The organism is Pseudomonas sp. AP3_22 TE3818 (assembly GCF_053628995.1).
On record NZ_JBRJHL010000001.1, the window covers coordinates 3,522,313 to 3,538,553 of the forward strand.

16 protein-coding genes and 1 pseudogene are annotated in these 16,241 nt (G+C 59.8%); 7 read left to right on the forward strand and 10 right to left on the reverse strand.

The window, feature by feature from the left end; genetic code table 11:
• Window positions 1–367 precede the first annotated feature (367 nt).
• From AB7M25_RS15890 to AB7M25_RS15900, 3 genes and pseudogenes are all read left to right on the forward strand, one after another.
• Window positions 368–904, forward strand: a complete 537-nt coding sequence (locus AB7M25_RS15890) for an AAA family ATPase (RefSeq protein ID WP_454238362.1) — start codon at window positions 368–370, stop codon at window positions 902–904.
• Window positions 905–1,163: 259 nt separating this feature from the next.
• Window positions 1,164–1,442: pseudogene (locus AB7M25_RS15895) on the forward strand (PAS domain-containing protein); the annotation flags it as partial.
• Window positions 1,443–1,697: 255 nt separating this feature from the next.
• Entirely contained in the window at window positions 1,698–2,729 is a 1,032-nt protein-coding gene (locus tag AB7M25_RS15900; protein ID WP_429561632.1) for a methyl-accepting chemotaxis protein, read from the forward strand.
• A 197-nt stretch (window positions 2,730–2,926) separates the two neighbouring features.
• Here the strand turns inward: AB7M25_RS15900 and AB7M25_RS15905 are convergent, their stop codons facing one another.
• From AB7M25_RS15905 to AB7M25_RS15915, 3 genes are all read right to left on the reverse strand, one after another.
• A complete protein-coding gene (locus AB7M25_RS15905; protein ID WP_454237607.1) occupies window positions 2,927–3,832 on the reverse strand; it encodes an amino acid ABC transporter substrate-binding protein in 906 nt (301 codons plus the stop codon).
• Between the two features lie 42 nt (window positions 3,833–3,874).
• Complete coding sequence (gene potE / locus AB7M25_RS15910; RefSeq protein ID WP_429518139.1) at window positions 3,875–5,221, reverse strand: putrescine-ornithine antiporter; 1,347 nt, start codon at window positions 5,219–5,221, stop codon at window positions 3,875–3,877.
• A gap of 384 nt (window positions 5,222–5,605) precedes the next feature.
• Window positions 5,606–6,478: a DNA/RNA non-specific endonuclease gene (locus AB7M25_RS15915; protein ID WP_429385316.1), complete on the reverse strand. Its 873-nt coding sequence runs from the start codon at window positions 6,476–6,478 to the stop codon at window positions 5,606–5,608.
• Window positions 6,479–6,807: 329 nt separating this feature from the next.
• On the opposite strand from AB7M25_RS15915, the gene pdxR reads away from it, so the two are divergent.
• The 3 genes from pdxR to AB7M25_RS15930 all read left to right on the forward strand — a co-directional run bounded on the left by pdxR (window position 6,808) and on the right by AB7M25_RS15930 (window position 10,813).
• Window positions 6,808–8,313 carry a MocR-like pyridoxine biosynthesis transcription factor PdxR gene (gene pdxR / locus AB7M25_RS15920; RefSeq protein ID WP_429385317.1) on the forward strand — a complete coding sequence of 502 codons (1,506 nt, stop codon included), beginning with the start codon at window positions 6,808–6,810 and terminating at the stop codon, window positions 8,311–8,313.
• 112 nt (window positions 8,314–8,425) lie between these two features.
• Entirely contained in the window at window positions 8,426–9,496 is a 1,071-nt protein-coding gene (locus AB7M25_RS15925; RefSeq protein ID WP_454237608.1) for a sugar phosphate isomerase/epimerase family protein, read from the forward strand.
• A gap of 51 nt (window positions 9,497–9,547) precedes the next feature.
• Entirely contained in the window at window positions 9,548–10,813 is a 1,266-nt protein-coding gene (locus tag AB7M25_RS15930; RefSeq protein ID WP_454237609.1) for an MFS transporter, read from the forward strand.
• A 37-nt stretch (window positions 10,814–10,850) separates the two neighbouring features.
• Here the strand turns inward: AB7M25_RS15930 and AB7M25_RS15935 are convergent, their stop codons facing one another.
• From AB7M25_RS15935 to AB7M25_RS15950, 4 genes are read right to left on the reverse strand one after another with little or no spacing between them, the layout of a single operon-like run.
• Window positions 10,851–10,985: a hypothetical protein gene (locus AB7M25_RS15935; RefSeq protein ID WP_454237610.1), complete on the reverse strand. Its 135-nt coding sequence runs from the start codon at window positions 10,983–10,985 to the stop codon at window positions 10,851–10,853.
• The gene (locus tag AB7M25_RS15940) at window positions 10,975–11,097 is read right to left on the reverse strand and encodes a hypothetical protein (RefSeq protein WP_454237611.1); all 123 of its coding nucleotides are present in this window, start codon (window positions 11,095–11,097) and stop codon (window positions 10,975–10,977) included. Before AB7M25_RS15940 ends, AB7M25_RS15935 begins: the two co-directional genes overlap by 11 nt.
• Window positions 11,087–11,344 carry a hypothetical protein gene (locus tag AB7M25_RS15945; RefSeq protein ID WP_454237612.1) on the reverse strand — a complete coding sequence of 86 codons (258 nt, stop codon included), beginning with the start codon at window positions 11,342–11,344 and terminating at the stop codon, window positions 11,087–11,089. Before AB7M25_RS15945 ends, AB7M25_RS15940 begins: the two co-directional genes overlap by 11 nt.
• On the reverse strand, window positions 11,334–11,468 hold the full coding sequence (locus AB7M25_RS15950; RefSeq protein ID WP_454237613.1) for a hypothetical protein: 135 nt from the start codon (window positions 11,466–11,468) through the stop codon (window positions 11,334–11,336). Before AB7M25_RS15950 ends, AB7M25_RS15945 begins: the two co-directional genes overlap by 11 nt.
• A gap of 228 nt (window positions 11,469–11,696) precedes the next feature.
• Here AB7M25_RS15950 and AB7M25_RS15955 point away from each other — a divergent pair, with 228 nt between their 5' ends.
• Window positions 11,697–13,184 carry a sensor histidine kinase gene (locus AB7M25_RS15955; RefSeq protein WP_429561627.1) on the forward strand — a complete coding sequence of 496 codons (1,488 nt, stop codon included), beginning with the start codon at window positions 11,697–11,699 and terminating at the stop codon, window positions 13,182–13,184.
• On the opposite strand, the gene AB7M25_RS15960 is transcribed toward AB7M25_RS15955, so the two are convergent.
• The 3 genes from AB7M25_RS15960 to AB7M25_RS15970 form a co-directional block, all read right to left on the reverse strand.
• Window positions 13,181–13,882: a response regulator gene (locus tag AB7M25_RS15960; RefSeq protein WP_429385321.1), complete on the reverse strand. Its 702-nt coding sequence runs from the start codon at window positions 13,880–13,882 to the stop codon at window positions 13,181–13,183. The genes AB7M25_RS15955 and AB7M25_RS15960 overlap by 4 nt on opposite strands.
• Window positions 13,883–14,206: 324 nt before the next feature.
• On the reverse strand, window positions 14,207–15,574 hold the full coding sequence (locus AB7M25_RS15965; protein ID WP_429385322.1) for a sensor histidine kinase: 1,368 nt from the start codon (window positions 15,572–15,574) through the stop codon (window positions 14,207–14,209).
• Window positions 15,571–16,233: a response regulator gene (locus AB7M25_RS15970; protein ID WP_429385323.1), complete on the reverse strand. Its 663-nt coding sequence runs from the start codon at window positions 16,231–16,233 to the stop codon at window positions 15,571–15,573. The genes AB7M25_RS15965 and AB7M25_RS15970 overlap by 4 nt, the downstream gene beginning before the upstream one ends.
• Window positions 16,234–16,241 lie beyond the last annotated feature (8 nt).

Here is a 16,241-nt window from a genome sequence, read left to right on the forward strand (position 1 = left end):
CGTTAACGATAACGCGGGTCAACTGGATGAGCGCGGCGCACTGGAGTCCATCGCCAGCAAGCTGGCTCCTACAGTTTTAGCGTGGGCACGGTCCCCTGTAGGAGCTGGCTTGCCAGCGATGGTCGTTAACGATTACGCGGGTGAACTGGATAAACGCGGCGCATTTGAGTCCATCGCCAGCAGGCTGGCTCCTACAGTTTTAGCGTGGGCACGGTCCCCTGTAGGAGCTGGCTTGCCAGCGATGGTCGTTAACGATAACGCGTGTGGCCTGGATAAACGCGGCGCACTGGAGTCCATCGCCAGCAGGCTGGCTCCTACAGTTCCCCGGGAATGCGTGAAGAATCTTTTTTTTGACAGGACGTCACTCATGCAACGGATTGTAATTCTGGGCAATGCCGGCAGCGGCAAATCCACCCTCGCCCGCACCCTCGGCAAGCGTCTTGGCCTGCCTGTGGTGCACCTCGATACCTTGTTCTGGGAGCCCGGCTGGGTCGAACCCGACGCGGTGCAGTTCCGCGCGCGGGTTAGCGCAGCGATCGCAGCGGATAGCTGGATTTGTGAAGGCAACTATGCCCGGCGCACCTTTGACCTGCGCCTGCCCCGGGCCGACCTGATCATCTGGCTCGATACGCCGCGACTCACCTGCTTCGCCCGAGTGATCCTGCGCAGCGTCTTGAACCGTCCTCGCCCTGACCTTGCAGCCGGCTGCGCAGAGAAGCTCGACCGGGCGTTCCTGACGTTCCTTGAGTTCGTGTGGAATTTCGATCGAGGCTACCGCCCAGGTATCGAAGCGGTGCGCCTGGCCATGGGCCCGCGCATTCCCGTGGTGCATTTGCGCAATAGCCGGCAGATTGCCACCTTTCTCCATGGCTTGCCCGCCATGTCTGGAACCTGCCTTGAATAGAGGGGCGACGATATCCGTCACCCGAGGTTATGCCTCGCGCCCCGAAACCGACTCGATTCGACGTCACCCATGATTCCACAGCGACATCGTGGACTTGTCATGAAATGAAAAGAAATTGTCGTCGAATGAATGGCCGTCAGCCTCCCCCCTCCATAAATTCCTCTTCGGGCCCGCACGCGTTGAATCCCGTGTTCTGACGTCGGGTCCGTTCTGGTTTACAGGCTCAACACCATAATAATAATCCGAGGGGTCGCATCGTATGCGCGTGAATTTGCCCGTAACCGAGCATGAAAGAGTATTTCCCGCCGAACAACGATTGATCTCCACGACCGATCTCGATAGCCGGATCACCTACTGCAATGAGGCCTTTGTTGCCATCAGCGGTTTCACCTACGACGAATTGGTGGGCCAGCCCCATAACCTGGTTCGACACCCCGACATGCCTCCCGGGGTATTCATTCATATGTGGCACACCATCAAGCAAGGCAAACCCTGGATGGGTATTGTGAAAAACCGCGCGAAAAATGGTGATTTCTATTGGGTCAGTGCCTACGTCACGCCCATCCATGAAAACGGACGCCTGAGTGGTTACGAGTCGGTTCGTTCGCTGCCCAGCCGCGACCAGGTTCGTCGGGCAGCAGCACTCTATGCTCGGATGCGGGCCGGCAAGCCCATCGTTTCCCTGAGCACGCGGATTTCCCGGCCGCTGCAACACGGCTGGCCGTTGCTGATCACTGGCGCTGTTTCATTGCTCGCCGAGCAGTGGCTGCCCAATTCGGCGGCACAGGGGCTGATGGTGGCGAGCCTGTGTATGGCCTGGTACCTGATCGAGTCCCGGCATCGCAGGGCCATCGAGCGCACCCTGGCCGAGCATCCGAAAGCTTTTTCCGATCCACTGGTCGCGCTCACCTACAGCGACAACCATGGCCCCCAGGGGCGCCTGGACATGGCCATGGTCAGTGAGGAAGCGCGCTTGCAGACCGCCCTGAGCCGACTCGTCGATGCCGGGGTCAATGTCAAGGCCAAGGCCGCGCAGTCGTCCGAACTCTCCGGTTCGCAGGCGCAGTCGCTTGATCGTCAGCGCAGTGAAACCGATCAGTCAGCCGCCGCCATCTCACAGATGGCCGCCACCATCCAGGAAGTCACCCAGAACGTCATCAGCACTGCGCATGCCGCATCGCAGGCTGACCAGTTGACGCGTGAGGGCAGTGAGCTGGCCCGGCAAAGCCTGAGCGCCATGGAAACCATGCATGAGGCGGTCAACGAGATCGGCAAGGCGGTCAACGCATTGGCCAGCGAAACGCAATCGATCGGCAGTGTCGTGGATGTCATCACATCCATTGCCGAACAGACCAACCTGCTCGCGCTCAATGCGGCCATCGAGGCGGCCCGGGCCGGTGAGCAAGGTCGCGGTTTTGCCGTGGTTGCCGATGAAGTGCGCTCCCTGGCACAACGCACTCGCACCTCCACCGAACAGATCCACGGCATCATTGCTTCGCTGTACGACGGTGCCGATCGCGCAGTGTCCACGGCCAGCCGTGGCGAGCAGATCTCTCGCGAAAGCATGCAGCGTGTCGAGGCGGTGCAGTCGGCGCTGGTCGGCATCAGTCAGGCCGTCACCCGGATTACCGGGATGAGCCAGCAAATGGCCTCGGCGTCTGAAGAACAAAGTCACGTGGCTGAAGACATCAATCAGCAGATCACGCGTATTGCCCAACTCTGTGATCACAGCGCCGGGCAGGCCAAACAAGGCGCCGTGATCAGCCAGGATCTTGAAGTCATGGCCGACTACCTGCACAGCCTGGCCGAGCGCTTTAACCGTTAGTAGCGACAGGGCGATTCCTGCTTTGCCAGGGCCTTCGCCAATTAATGCTGATCACCTGTAGGAGCGAGCTTGCTCGCGAAGGTCGTCAACGATAACGCGTGCTCACTGGCTGAACACGGCGTTCTTGAGTCCATCGCGAGCAAGCTCGCTCCTACAGTAGCATTACGTCGGCGGACGGCCCGTTGCCAACGATTTCACTAAGGCAACGCATAGACCCTGAACAGCCTCTTCACGGTAAGGTTGCTCCCGCCCAGATACTGGTCGTAGGCCTTTTCTATGTAGCCCGAGTAATAGGCTTCACTCAGGGCCGTATCGACCAGCAGGCGGAAGTCTTCGTCGTTGCGATCGACCATCATCGCCACCGGCGAGTACTCGAAGATGCGGTCCAGGATCATCAGGTTCCTGGCCGCGCCTTCCTTGGCGACTTCATTTCGCAGCAGCATGCGTTCGGAGAAAAAGGCATCGGCCTTGCCCTCGGCGACCAGCTTGACGCCCTCGTCGTTGTTGGCCACGGTCACCAGCGAGGCAATCACGTTGAGCAGGCGCATGCGTTCGCGAATCCAGTCTTCGGTCACCCCGCCCTCGAGGGTCGCGTAGGTCTGGTTGGCCAGGCCATTGTTGATGCTGGCACGCCAGGTCGGGCCGCTATTGGCGACCTTGCCATTGAGTACATTGAGCAAGGGTTCAGGCGCATCGTTGCGCACCACGACCGAGAGGCCGGCGGTGTAGACCGGTATCGAGTAGCTGATCATCTTGCGCCGTTCCAGGGTGGGCGCGGTCGGCGTGCAGAGGATATCCACCTTGCCCTGGCTTACGGCACTGACCTGGTCCGAAACCGTGACCGGGTGGTAGTGCACTTGCAGGTCGGGCAGGCCCAGCTCGCTCCTGAGCTTGTCGGCGACTTTCAGGCACAGGTCGATGGCATAACCGCCGGCCTTGTCGCCTTCCTGCTTGCTGAAAGGCGCCAGGTCTGGCAAGTAGCCCAAGGTGAAGGTGTGGCTGCTGCGCACGCGTTCAAGGGTGTTGGCGCCGGCCACCATTGGCAGCGTCAAGAGTGCGAAGGCAAGCAGCAGTCTGGTGGTTGTGGCAAATGGTACGTTCATGTCCGGTTTCCCCGTATGCAGATGACTGTGCAGTCCCGATGGCTACGCCTGAGGGTTTGCGGCCCTGGCCTGATTGGCCGCTGGCACTTCGGTGAAGCGCTTGGCGAGGAATCCGTAGAGCAGGTAGCCGACAGCGAGCACCAGGGTGCCACCCATCACTGCGTCCTTGCCGCAGGCATACAGGGCGTACAGGGAGTAAGTGACGGCAATCAGCAAGACCACCACGTTACGCGTGCGAATCGCTGACGAGACCCCGGCCTTGTGCATGATCACCAGCAGGCCGGTCAGCGCAGTGATGTAGGGGATCAGGTTGGTGACCGCGGCCAGGCTGACCAGCTTGCTGAACTGCGCAGCGGCGTCGGGCGAGATGGTCGACAGGGCCATGAGGGTTTGCAGCACACCGCAGACGATCATGCCGACGACGGGCGCATTCATCGAGTTGACCTTGCTGAACAGCTTGAGGAACAGGTTCTGGTCAGCCGTCATCTTGGCCGTTTGCGCCAGGGTGAATTGCCAGCCCAGCAGCGAGCCGACGCAGGCCATGACGGCCAGGGCCATGACGATATTGCCCACCATCGGATTGAACATCGTGGCGTAGACCAGCGCGAAAGGCGCCGAGGACTTGGCCAGCTCCACGTTGGGAATGATGCCCTGGATGACGGTGGTCGACAGCACATAGACCACGGCGGCACCGAGAGTGCCGAACAGGCAGGCCAGCGGCACGTTGCGCTTGGGGTTTTCCACCGCATCGGTGGCCTGGGCCGCCGACTCCATGCCCAGGAAGGCCCACAGGGTCAGGGGGATGGCTTTGCTGATGGCCTCGGAAATCGCCAGGCTGTTGGGGTTCCAGGCGGCGGCCAGCACATCGGGCTTGAACCAGAACCAGCCGATGATGCTCAGGCCCGCGACCGGAATGATCACGCCCCACACCGTGAACGCGCCGATCTTGCCGGTGATGCCCGGGCCACCGAAGTTGGCGAAGGTGGTCAGCCAGATCAGCCCGATGGTGCCGACACACAGCGGAATGGCCCCCGTGCCCAGCCAGGGCACGAAGGCCGTCATGTAGCCCACCGCCGAAATGGCCACGGCCACGTTGGCGATGGCCAGGGACAAGAAGTACAGGTACGAGCAGAGGAAAAAACCCGACTTTGAATGGGCCTCTTCTGTGTAGGCGGACAAACCGCCGGAACGCGAACAGAAGACTCCGCATTGAGCAAAGCAGTAAGCGATCGCCATCGAGCCGATCGCGGTAAAGATCCATGACAGCAGCGAGACGGCGCCCAGTTGAGCCATGTTGGTGGGCAACATGATGATGCCCGAGCCCATCATGTTGACCGTTACCAGCGTCGTGAGCCCCATCAGGGTCATTTTCTTGCTTGAATCAGCCATCGCAAACTCCTTGCCTTGTTCAGCGTTTTGAACCTGGGCCTGGCGACGTGCAGCACGGGGCCGGACAGGGCTAATGCTTGATCAGACCTTGAACCTGTAAACGCACCGCATTGCTGGCAGGGATTTTCAAAGCGTTCATCAGCAGAATTTCTCGGTCTGTCCGACGTTGAACTTCCTGGGATGAATATCTGGGGAGGCATCATGCCCCGTGGCCAGGAGCGATTGCCCTATTGGGTATAGTTCAAATTCACAATTTGTTACTTCTTGCTGAATGTATTCCCGGACCTTTTGAGCATGGCTCACGGCGATCACCCGCCCTCCTTATCCGTGAATGAAACACCCCACAGGTTGCGTCCAACCTGTGGGGTGCTGCTCATCCTGCCGTCAGGTGCGCCCTGCGGAACCTGTAACGGGCAGGTTCCCGAGCAATTTGAGCCCGGTACTCTTCACGAAAGTGTCGTAGTCCATCGGCTTCTGGATACGGGTTTCAGCGTTGGGCAGTACGTAGGCCCAGGCCCGTTTGGACGAGGCGTCGTACACCAGCTTGAACAGACGGGTCGGCACCCAGACCTGGTTGTCGCCGATGGTCGAGTGGCCTGGATCGAAGAGCGGACCGGTAAAGACGAACACGTTGCCATCGGCTCGCGTGGCAAACTTCCTGACATCCGACTCGACCTTGCTCCAGATCTTGCGGTTGTTGGTCGGGTCTTGCGGCACCATGTTCGACAGCGCAAAGGATTGGGCCATTGCATTGGGGTTCGGTGCATCGGCTGCCGGGGATTGATGACCACGGTCCACGGCCGGATGCTGGCTGCGGTAGTCGCTCAACTCTGCGCGCCCACCCTTGGGAATGCGTGGGTCCGGGTAGAACTGGTTGGTGCGCTCCTCCCCTTTGGCATCGCGCAACTGGGCCGCATTCAAGCGTTCGACCACCACCAGCGGGGTCTTGCTGGTCTGCGAGTACAGCACCGCGAAGTTGTCGGAACACAATGCCAAGGGTTTCATGGATGCAGGCACAGTGGCGGCGTTGATCGGTTTCGCTGCCGGGAACAGATCTGCACAGCCATCGAACGAGGCCTGTTTCTGTTTGCTTGAATAGAGGTCCAGGGCCGCGTTCCGGCTGATCGAGCCTGAGCGGGAGGTTTGTTCGTGTTGCGCGGCGGGCGGCTTGAGGAGGTCCAGCAGACTGCGGGCTTGCGCCCCGGGCGAGAGCAAAACAAGGGCCGACAGCCCAACTGCAATTTTGCGTAGGTGCATGGGTCAGATCTTCGAAAGGAATTGAGGGGTAAACGTACGGCGAGTCCCGATTCACGGAACCGGATGGAGGGGTTGCTGATTATGTGGCGGCGAGCATGCTTTCACTGTCCTTGATCAAATGACCGATCCGGGGCCGGTCGGTTCGACCGCTGAGGGTCGTGCGGGGGTTATGGACCATGAGCAGACCGGTTAGTGCAATGCCGCACCCGGCACTCTTGCTATTGTGACGCCGGGGTAGATGACTTATCCAGCACCCCTCGCTACCCTTTCGCACCCGGATGCCTGACAGCGATTCAGGCCAGACCACACTCCATCCAGACGAACGAATAATGAAATCCTCCGCAGGTTTGCTGTTGTCGGGTATCGAGCTGGACCGTGCCAGTTCCATCCCCTTGTACCGCCAACTCTACTTGCAGATTCGCAAACAGATTCTCAGTGGCAGGCTTCAGGGCGGCGTGCGCCTGCCGTCCACGCGGACCCTGAGCAAGGAGCTTGAGCTGTCGCGAATCAGCATTCTCAATGCGTTCGATCAACTGATTGCCGAGGGTTTCCTGACGTCGCGGACCGGGGCCGGGACTTACGTCGGCCATGAATGGGAAGGCCGCGGCAGTGATGACGAGCAGCCGCGCCAGCCGCCTCGCTTGTCTGACCTGAGCCAGTCGATGCTGTCGTTGCGCAGCGATCATTTCCGTGGCGTTTCCTATGCCGGCTGGGCTACGGACAGCCCGACGTCATTCCTGCCCAGTCACAGTGCTTACGATGCGTTCCCGCAATCGGTCTGGAAGCGCCTGTTGAACCGCCACCTGCACAAGCCGACCAAGGCCATGCTCGGCTATGGCGAACTGCAGGGGTTGCTGGCCCTGCGCGAGGCGATTGCCGAGTACGTCTTCGATGCCCGTGGCATTGATTGCAGTGCCGAGCAGGTGGTCATCGTGTCCGGCGCCCAGCAAGCCTTCAACCTGCTGGGGATGCTGTTGCTCAATCCGCAGGACAGCTTCTGGATGGAAGATCCTGGGCATATCGCGGCGCGCATTGCGCTCCAGGCCCAGGGTGGTCAGGTCGTGCCGTTGCGTATCGACGAACAGGGGATCGATGTCCGGCAAGGCCTGGCGTTGTGTCCTGACGCCCGCCTGGTATTTACCACACCGTCTCGCCAGCATCCCCTGGGCGTCACCATGAGTTATGGACGACGCCAGGAACTCATCGACTGGGCCGCGCAGAATCAAAGCTGGATCATCGAGGACGATTGCGACAGTGAGTTTCGCTACAACGGCCGCCCCCTGCCGGCACTCTATGCCATGGACCAGTGGGCCCGGGTCATCTACGCCGGGACCTTCAGCAAGGTGCTCTTTCCCTCGCTGCGACTGGGGTACGTGATACTGCCCAACGCCCTGGTCGAACCCTTCTGCACCCTGCGTGCGGTCATGGATCGCAGCCCGCCTACCCTGCTTCAGGCCGCCACCGCGGACTTCATGCGCGAAGGCCACTTCCTCGGTCATATTCGGCGGATGCGCGCCCTGTACCAGGCTCGCCAGCAGGCACTGGTCGAACAGCTGCAGAAACAACTGGGGACTTTCTTCAGGATCACCCCGGTGGAAGCCGGCATGCACCTGATCGCCTGGTTACCCGCGCATCTCGATGACGATGCCCTGGCCAGGGCGCTCGACCAGCATGGCATTCACACCTATCCCCTGAGTGACTATTGTCTGGAGCACGTCTTGCCGCCGGCGCTGCTGATCGGCTTTGCCAGCACCCCCGAGGACCAGGCCCAGGCGCGGGTCGAAGCGCTGGCCCAGGCCCTGGACAAAATGGGCTACCTGCAGCCGACCACTTGACGCCGGGCAAGTGGTCTTATGATTTAACTGATAATGGATCTATCGAGAGTTCCTGACTGGCGCGATAAAGGCTGCGCCGGTAGACCCGGTGCCTGAACCAGGAACGACTCGAATGAACAATAAGATCCAGGAACGATTCAACGCCTTGCTCAGCCATAAGGCTGTCGAGGCCGAGACTCCCCCGCTACTGACCGAGGCACTGGCGCGCCAGTTGCTCGACCGACTTGGGCAACTGCGCCTGTTTGCCCATGCCTACCCCTTGCTGACCAACCTGACCCACGGCCGTGTCACCCCTGGCGACCTGCTGGACTTTGCCTATCGCCACGAACTCCAGGGCCTGAGCCTGCACCTGCTCGACGGTGAGGAAAACAGCCTGAGTCAAATGACCGCCGCGCAGCTTCAGGCGTTCGCGGCCAAGGCCAATGCCCTCGGGCTGGATGTGCATCTGGAAATCAGCAGCACCCTGAAAAAAGATGTCGATCAAGTGATCGCCATTGCCAAGGCGCTGGGCACCCGCAACATCCGTGTCTACTCACGCTACGAAGGGGCGCTGTCCCGGGTCATGGACGTGATCGAGTCCGACCTGCACTACCTCGCGCAACAGGCAGACGAGCACGACCTGTTCTTCGACTTCGAGCAGCACGAGGAACTCAAGAGCGGCGAGATCGCGCAACTGCTGAGCCGGCTGAACCACCCGCGCCTGCACGCCCTGTTCGACTTCGGCAACATGATCAATGCCTGCGAGCAGCCCCTTGCGGCACTGCGCGCCTTGGCCCCGCACATACGCCAGACCCACCTCAAGGGTGTGCGCATCGTGCCTGAGCAAAACGGCTTCGGGCATTACGGTGTGCTGCAGGGCTGTGACGAAGACGACCTGCCCAACGCACGCATGCTGTTCGAACTGCTGATGCTCGGCGAATCGACCCCGCAAGTGATCGCCTTCATTCTCGAGCAGGAAAACCACTACGTGGCACCGGCGTTCCGCCAGCTCGACGAAACCGCCGACCCGTTCATTGCGTACCGGGAAATGAGTGAGACAGCCCTGCCGCAAGGCTACTCGCTGGAGCGAATGCTGACCGATGAACACCGCTGGGCAAACAACCAGGTCGCCTATGTACGAGGTCTGCTGGCCGAGTTCCGAACCCTGGCCGAGTTGACCCTGGCGCATTGCGCTGACGCCTGAACCTGACGTGCCGAGCGGCACTGCCTACCCTAATATGCCTGGAGAACAATAATGACATCCCATGACAAGGCCAAATGGCTCAGATTCCTGATTCTCATCCTCGGTGGCGGCACCGTCTACAAGCTGGCGAGCCTCAAGGACGCCTTCTACATCCCCATGCAAGAATTCATGGGGCTGTCCCACACTGAAATCGGCGTGCTGCTGAGCGCCAACGCCATCGTTGCCACCGCGCTGTTCGTGGTGGGCGGCATGCTCGCCGACCGGTACGACACGCGCAAGCTGATCCCCCTCGGCCTGATCGGTACCGGGGGCCTGGGGCTTTACCTGGCGACCTTTCCGCCGTTCAGCAATCTGCTGGTTGTGTTCTGCCTGCTGGCCGTGTGTGCCGACTGCCTCTTCTGGCCAGCGCTGCTCAAGGCCATCCGCAACCTGGGTGACGATAAGGAACAGGGGCGCCTGTTCGGCCTGCTCGAAGGCGGGCGTGGCGTCATTGATACCCTGGTCGCCTTCTCTGCGCTGGGCGTCTTCGTCGCCATGGGCTCCGGTGAAAACGGTTTGAAGTCGGCGATCCTGTTCTACTCGGTCATCGACATTCTTGCCGGCACCCTGACCTGGCTGTTGCTCAAGAGCGGCAAGACCCAGTCGACCGTCAAGCCGAAGAACGGACTGTCGAACCTGCTCGAGGCCATCAAGGTGCCGGGCATCTGGCTGGTCAGCCTCAACGTGTTCATGGTCTACATCGTCTACTGCGGCCTGACCTATTTCATTCCCTACCTCAAGGACATGTACGAACTGCCCGTGGCCCTGGTGGGTGCTTACGGGATCATCAACCAGTACTTCCTCAAGATCCTCGGCGGCCCCGCTGGCGGCTTCATTGCCGACAAGCAGTTCAAGAGTTCCAGCCGTTATCTGAAGTGGGCATTCCTGGCGCTGTTGCCGCTGATGGGCGTCATCATGCTCATCCCGAAAAGCCCGGGTTTCATCTACGCAGGCATGGCGGCCACCCTCTCCTTCGCGTTGATTGTGTTTTCCATGCGCGGTGTGTTTTGGGCACCGATGGGTGAAGTCGGGATTCCCCAGCACATCACGGGCTCGGCCTTTGGCATTGGTTGCCTGATCGGCTATGCGCCGGGCATGTTCGCCTACGTCATCTATGGCGCGATACTCGACCACTTCCCGGGTCAACAAGGCTACAACTACGTCTTCTCGTTGATGAGCCTGCTGGCCATTGTCGGGTTCATGGTATCGAGCCTGCTGTATCAAGCGGTGCGCAAGAACGCCACGGTCACTGGTGAGCTCAGCGCCGCGCAAGCCTGAACATAGGCCGGGTTTACCCAGTTCATACGCGTTATCGTTAACGACCATCGCTGGCAAGCCAGCTCCTACAAGGGAACGTGCCCACGCTGAAAACTGTAGGAGCCAGCCTGCTGGCGATGGACTCCAGTGCGCCGCGTTCATCCAGATCACACGCGTTATCGTTAACGACCATCGCTGGCAAGCCAGCTCCCACAGGGGACCGCGTCTGTAGGAGCCGGCTTGCTGGCGATGGACTCAAGCGCGCCGCGCTCATCCAGATCACACGCGTTATCGTTAACGACCATCGCTGGCAAGCCAGCTCCTACAAGGGAACGTGCCCACGCTGAAAACTGTAGGAGCCAGCTTGCTGGCGATGGACTCAAGTGCGCCGCGCTCATCCAGATCACACCCGTTATCGTTAACGACCATCGCTGGCAAGCCAGCTCCTACAAAGGACCGTGCCCACGCTGAAACTGTAGGAGCCAGCCTGCTGGCGATGGACTCAAGTGCGCCGCATTTATCCAGTTCACACCCGTTATCGTTAACGACCATCGCTGGCAAGCCAGCTCCTACAAGGGACCGTGCCCACGCTGAAAACTGTAGGAGCCAGCTTGCTGGCGATGGACTCAAGTTCGCCGCGTTCATCCAGTTCACACGCGTTATCGTTAACGACCATCGCTGGCAAGCCAGCTTCCACAAAGGACCGTGCCCACGCTCAAACTGTAGGAGCCAGCTTTTTACGTGTTGCAACGCAACGCCGTGCGACCTGGCTGATCATCCGTGAAGCTGTCGGATCGCCATGCAGTGAACTACTGTCAGTCATGGGCTTGGCGTCAATCTCGAGATTTGCCTTGAACTGCCGGGTTTCCAACCGACCTGTCTCGATGATCAGGGAAGCGGACCTATGGCAAAAAATGCAAAAGTCGAATCGGAAAACCAGACGTTTACCGCGCAGCAAGCCGAGGCGCTGGACGAACCCGCCCCTGTTGGCGATGTGAATCGCAATGGCCTCTGGCGTACATGGATCAGGGTCCGGGCGCGCAAGCTGAGTCACTCGACCCAGTTTGTCATTGCCGCTGCGGTGATCCTGGGGCTGACCATGTTTTTCGTCGGCAATCTGGTGAGCGTACGCATCGAAAGTGCCGCGGTACATAGCGCAGCAGAAGCAGGCGCTCAGTACATGGATACGTTTCTGGAGCCCTTTGTGCAGGAGTTGAGCCAGGACAACACCCTCTCGGCTGCAAGTATCCAGTCCCTGGACCGCCTCACGGAAAGTCGTTCGCTGAAACAGCACATTGTCTCGATCAAGATCTGGCGAGCGGATGGCACGGTGGTCTACAGCACGAACAAAGACATCACCAACGTTCAATTCCCGTTGGATGAGATCACCGAGGCACTCAAGGGCAAAGTGGTCACCGACCTTCAGGAACTGACCCAGGATGAGAATGCGTTCGAGCGCACGCTCAATGTGCCTCTCTATGAAATCTACGCGCCCCTGCGGGATTCGCGCTCCGGGAAAATCATCGCGGTGGGCGAATTCTATGAAAAGGCCGACAGCCTCAGGCGCGAGATCAATCGGGTCCGGGAGGAGGTGTGGGGGGTCGTCGGCGCCGCGACACTGGCCATGCTGACCCTGCTTTTCTTCATCGTGCGACGCGGTGACAAGATTATCCAGCAACAGCAGGTGGCACTGCACTTGCGGCTGATAGAGCAAACCCGTTTGCATATCAGCAATGCTGAACTCCAGCACAAGATGGCAACGGCTACCCAGGAGTTTTCCCGAGTCAACGAACTCACCTTGAGGCGCATTGGCGCAGACCTGCACGATGGGCCGGCGCAGCTATTGACCTTGATTCTGATCCGGCTCGACGACGTGGCCGAAAACTGCACGGCGGTCGATCAGGAATCGCTGGAAACCATCCGTGCCGCCGCCACCGACGCATTGCGTGAGGTCCGCGATTTATCACGAGGCCTGGCACTTCCGGAAATCAACGACGTGAGCCTGGTGGAGGAGTTGCAACTGGTGGCGCAACGGCACGAGCAACGCACTGGCACCAAGGTCACATTGACCCTGGGGCAGCTACCCAAGGCCGCGCCATTGCCGCTCAAACTCTGCTTGTACCGGTTTGTGCAAGAAGCCCTCAACAACGCTTACCGGCACGCCAACGGCGAGGGTCAGGTGATCCAGGCGAAGTACATCGATGGTGTATTGAACATCAGCGTCAGGGACAGTGGGCCAGGCATGGCGGCGGACGCGATGCAGCTCGAAAAATCCGGTAGAACCCGACTGGGCCTCGCCGGTTTGCGTTATCGCGTCGAATCGCTGGGCGGGTTGTTCAGCATCGACTCCTGCGACGCGGGTACGTCGGTCAATGCCCAGTTCAAACTCTAGTCAGGCGCCGCTTCGGCATCCATTGGCGCTTTCGCCGCGCCGATGTGAAGGTGACCGATAGCTTCGCGCTCCCGGTAGTGGCGCAGAGCCGTGACCGCTTCGACTCGATTTCGCGCGTTCAGCTTCTGCATCACGCAGCCCATGTGGTGCTTGACGGTTTTTTCGCTGATCAACAGCCTGTCCGCCACTTCCCTGTTGGTCAGCCCCTTGGAAACTTCACGAATGACCTCCTCCTCGCGGTGGGTCAGATCGAACTTGCGGGTTTCCGCCTCGTGCTTCTTGATGTTGCTGAGCAGTTTGTTGGCAAACTCGGGGGTGATATACGACTCACCCTTGGCAACCGTCCTGATCGCCAGGACCAGTTCCGGTCCGCTGACACCTTTCAACACATACCCGCGCGCGCCGGCCTCCAGTGCCAGGAAGGCATCATCCTCGGACTCCGAAACCGTCAGCATCAGCACCCTCACCTCCGACAGCTGCGTGGAAATGAACCGCACCGCAGCGAACACGTCGCCCGGCATATTGACGTCCATCAACATCACGTCCGGACGCTCCTTCTGCGCAATATCCATGGCATCCTGCGCATTGGAACCTTGCTCCACGACCTGAAGATCCGCCCGTTTTCTCAACGTATTGGCAACGCCTTCACGCAACATCGGGTGATCGTCGGCAATGCCGATGCGAATGAATGGACTCATGAGACGCTCCCGCAAGAATAAGCATTCGGATACACATTGATTAATAGCAGGGAACCTGCGAAGCCGCCGGCCATCAATCGTATGTACCGGGCTCCAGTCATCCGGATATCCGACTTAGGTCGGATGCAATCAGAACCTGAACAAGTAAAAAGTCTTACAAAGCACTTTATATTTCTATTTCAACGCTTTGTTTTAAAGGGGTTTGAACATACAAAAAAAACAGAAGCCTTCATAAAAACCCGGATCCGTCTTCAATCCGACCAGCAGTCGCCCTGCAACGCTTGGGTACAGGCGACCACAGCACCCGGCAAACCGGGCCGGACGTCAAACGCAACAAATTTCCAACGTGGCGCGTAACCCGCCAGCGATGCGGTTCTCCAGTTTGATCTGTCCACCCAGGCGAACCGCAATGGCCTTGACGATGGTCAGCCCCAACCCTGCCCCCTGATCATTTGCGCGACTGTAGAAACGCTCGAAAAGCCGATCGCGGTCCTGCTCATCGATACCCGGCCCCTCATCTTCGACAGACAGTTCGTAGCCCTTGTTCTTTTCGACCAGTTTTACCGTGATCACTCCGTGCCGGGGGGAGAAGTTCGCCGCGTTGGTGACCAGGTTGTTCAAGGCAATGTCGATGGCCGCAGGGTCGACCCTCACAAGGCCGATGTTGTCGCTGACATCGAAAACCAGTTCAAGGTCCTTGCTCAACAACCAGGGCGTCAATTGGACCAGGCTGTCGCGAACCGTGGCTGCCAGATCGACAGGTACTGGCGGTTGCGCGCCTGCTTGAGGCTCGATACGGGCCATCGTGAGCAATTGATTAACCAGCCGGCTGGTACGGTCCACTCCGGCAATCAAGTGCTCAAGCGACGCACGACGCTCCCCTTCGCTCCCCGCTTCCATCAGGTTCTGCGCATGCACCCTGAGCACGGCCAGGGGTGTGCGCATTTCGTGGGCGGCATCGGCGATAAAACGTCGCTCACGTCCCATGACTTCCTGAATCTGCGCAAGCATACGGTTAAGGGCCGCCTGCATCGGCTCAAGCTCCGTAGGCAGCGGTGTCAATTGCAGGGGCTCGAGTGAACCGGGATGCCTCGCCCGCAGTGTTGCAGCCATGTTGACCAGAGGTCTCAATCCCCAGCCGATGGCCAACCAGAGCATGGCGGCCAGTATCAAACTCCCCAGAATATTAGGCCACAAGGTGTGGCGTACGATGCGGTCCACCAGGTCCATTCGCACATCGTCCCGTTCGCCCACCCAGATGCGCAGGTTGTTCTGTTTGTCTTCAAGCAGGAAGGCCCGCCAATGCCGGTTGTTCAGGTCGATGACATCGCTGAAGCCTGGTGTGACCGCGGGTTGGCTGAAGGACGGAGAACTGGCGGTATGTACCAGCACTTCATTCCTGGCATTCCAGACCTGAAACGCAATCTTCGTTTCATACGGATGCCCTTCGTCCCTGGGTATCGCCTCGTTCAGGGCCTGGTTGAAAGCCTTGTACAGGTCTGCGTGATCCTTGCTCACCATGGGCATACGCATGACGCCTTGCAGCAGGCGAGCATTCTGGGCCAGTTGGGCATCATAGACTTCGGCAATTTCATGGTTGCTGTCGTGCAGGTTCAGCACGCTGATCACCGCCAGACCTGCGAGCATCAGGCCAATGATCAGGGTCAGGGTGCGACGCCGTATCGAGGTCATCGACGCTCCTCCACCAGATAACCGATACCGCGGACGGTGCGAATCAGGTCGGTGGAGAGCTTCTTGCGCAAGTGATGGATGTGCACTTCCAGCGTGTTGCTTTCGGCCTCCTCGCTCCAGCCGTACAGCAACTGCGTCAGATGATCGCGAGTCATTACCCGGCCCGGTGGCGAGAGCAGTTCGTGGAGCAACTGGTATTCCTTGGGTGTCAGGGCCACCGGTTCGCCTTTGTAGCTGACTTGCTGGGTGCCGGGGTTCAAGCTGATACCCGCGTGCTCGATCAGCGATTGCCCACGCCCGGCGCTGCGCCGAAGCAACGCACGCAGGCGCGCCTTCAATTCTGCCAGGTCGAAAGGCTTGATCAGGTAGTCATCGGCGCCGGCATCCAGGCCGGCGATGCGGTCTTCAGTGGCATCGCGCGCCGTCAGGATCAACACCGGCAGGTTGGAGCCGCTGTCACGCAAACGCCTGAGCACTTCGACACCGTCCATGCGTGGCAGGCCAAGGTCGAGCACCGCCAGATCAAAGGTTTCACTGAGCAGCGAGTGCAAGGCACTGTTGCCGTCCTGCAACCAGTCGACGGTATAACCTTCACGGCGCAGAGCCTGATGAATGCCCTCGCCGAGCGCCACGTCATCCTCTACGAGTAATAAACGCACAGGGTCTC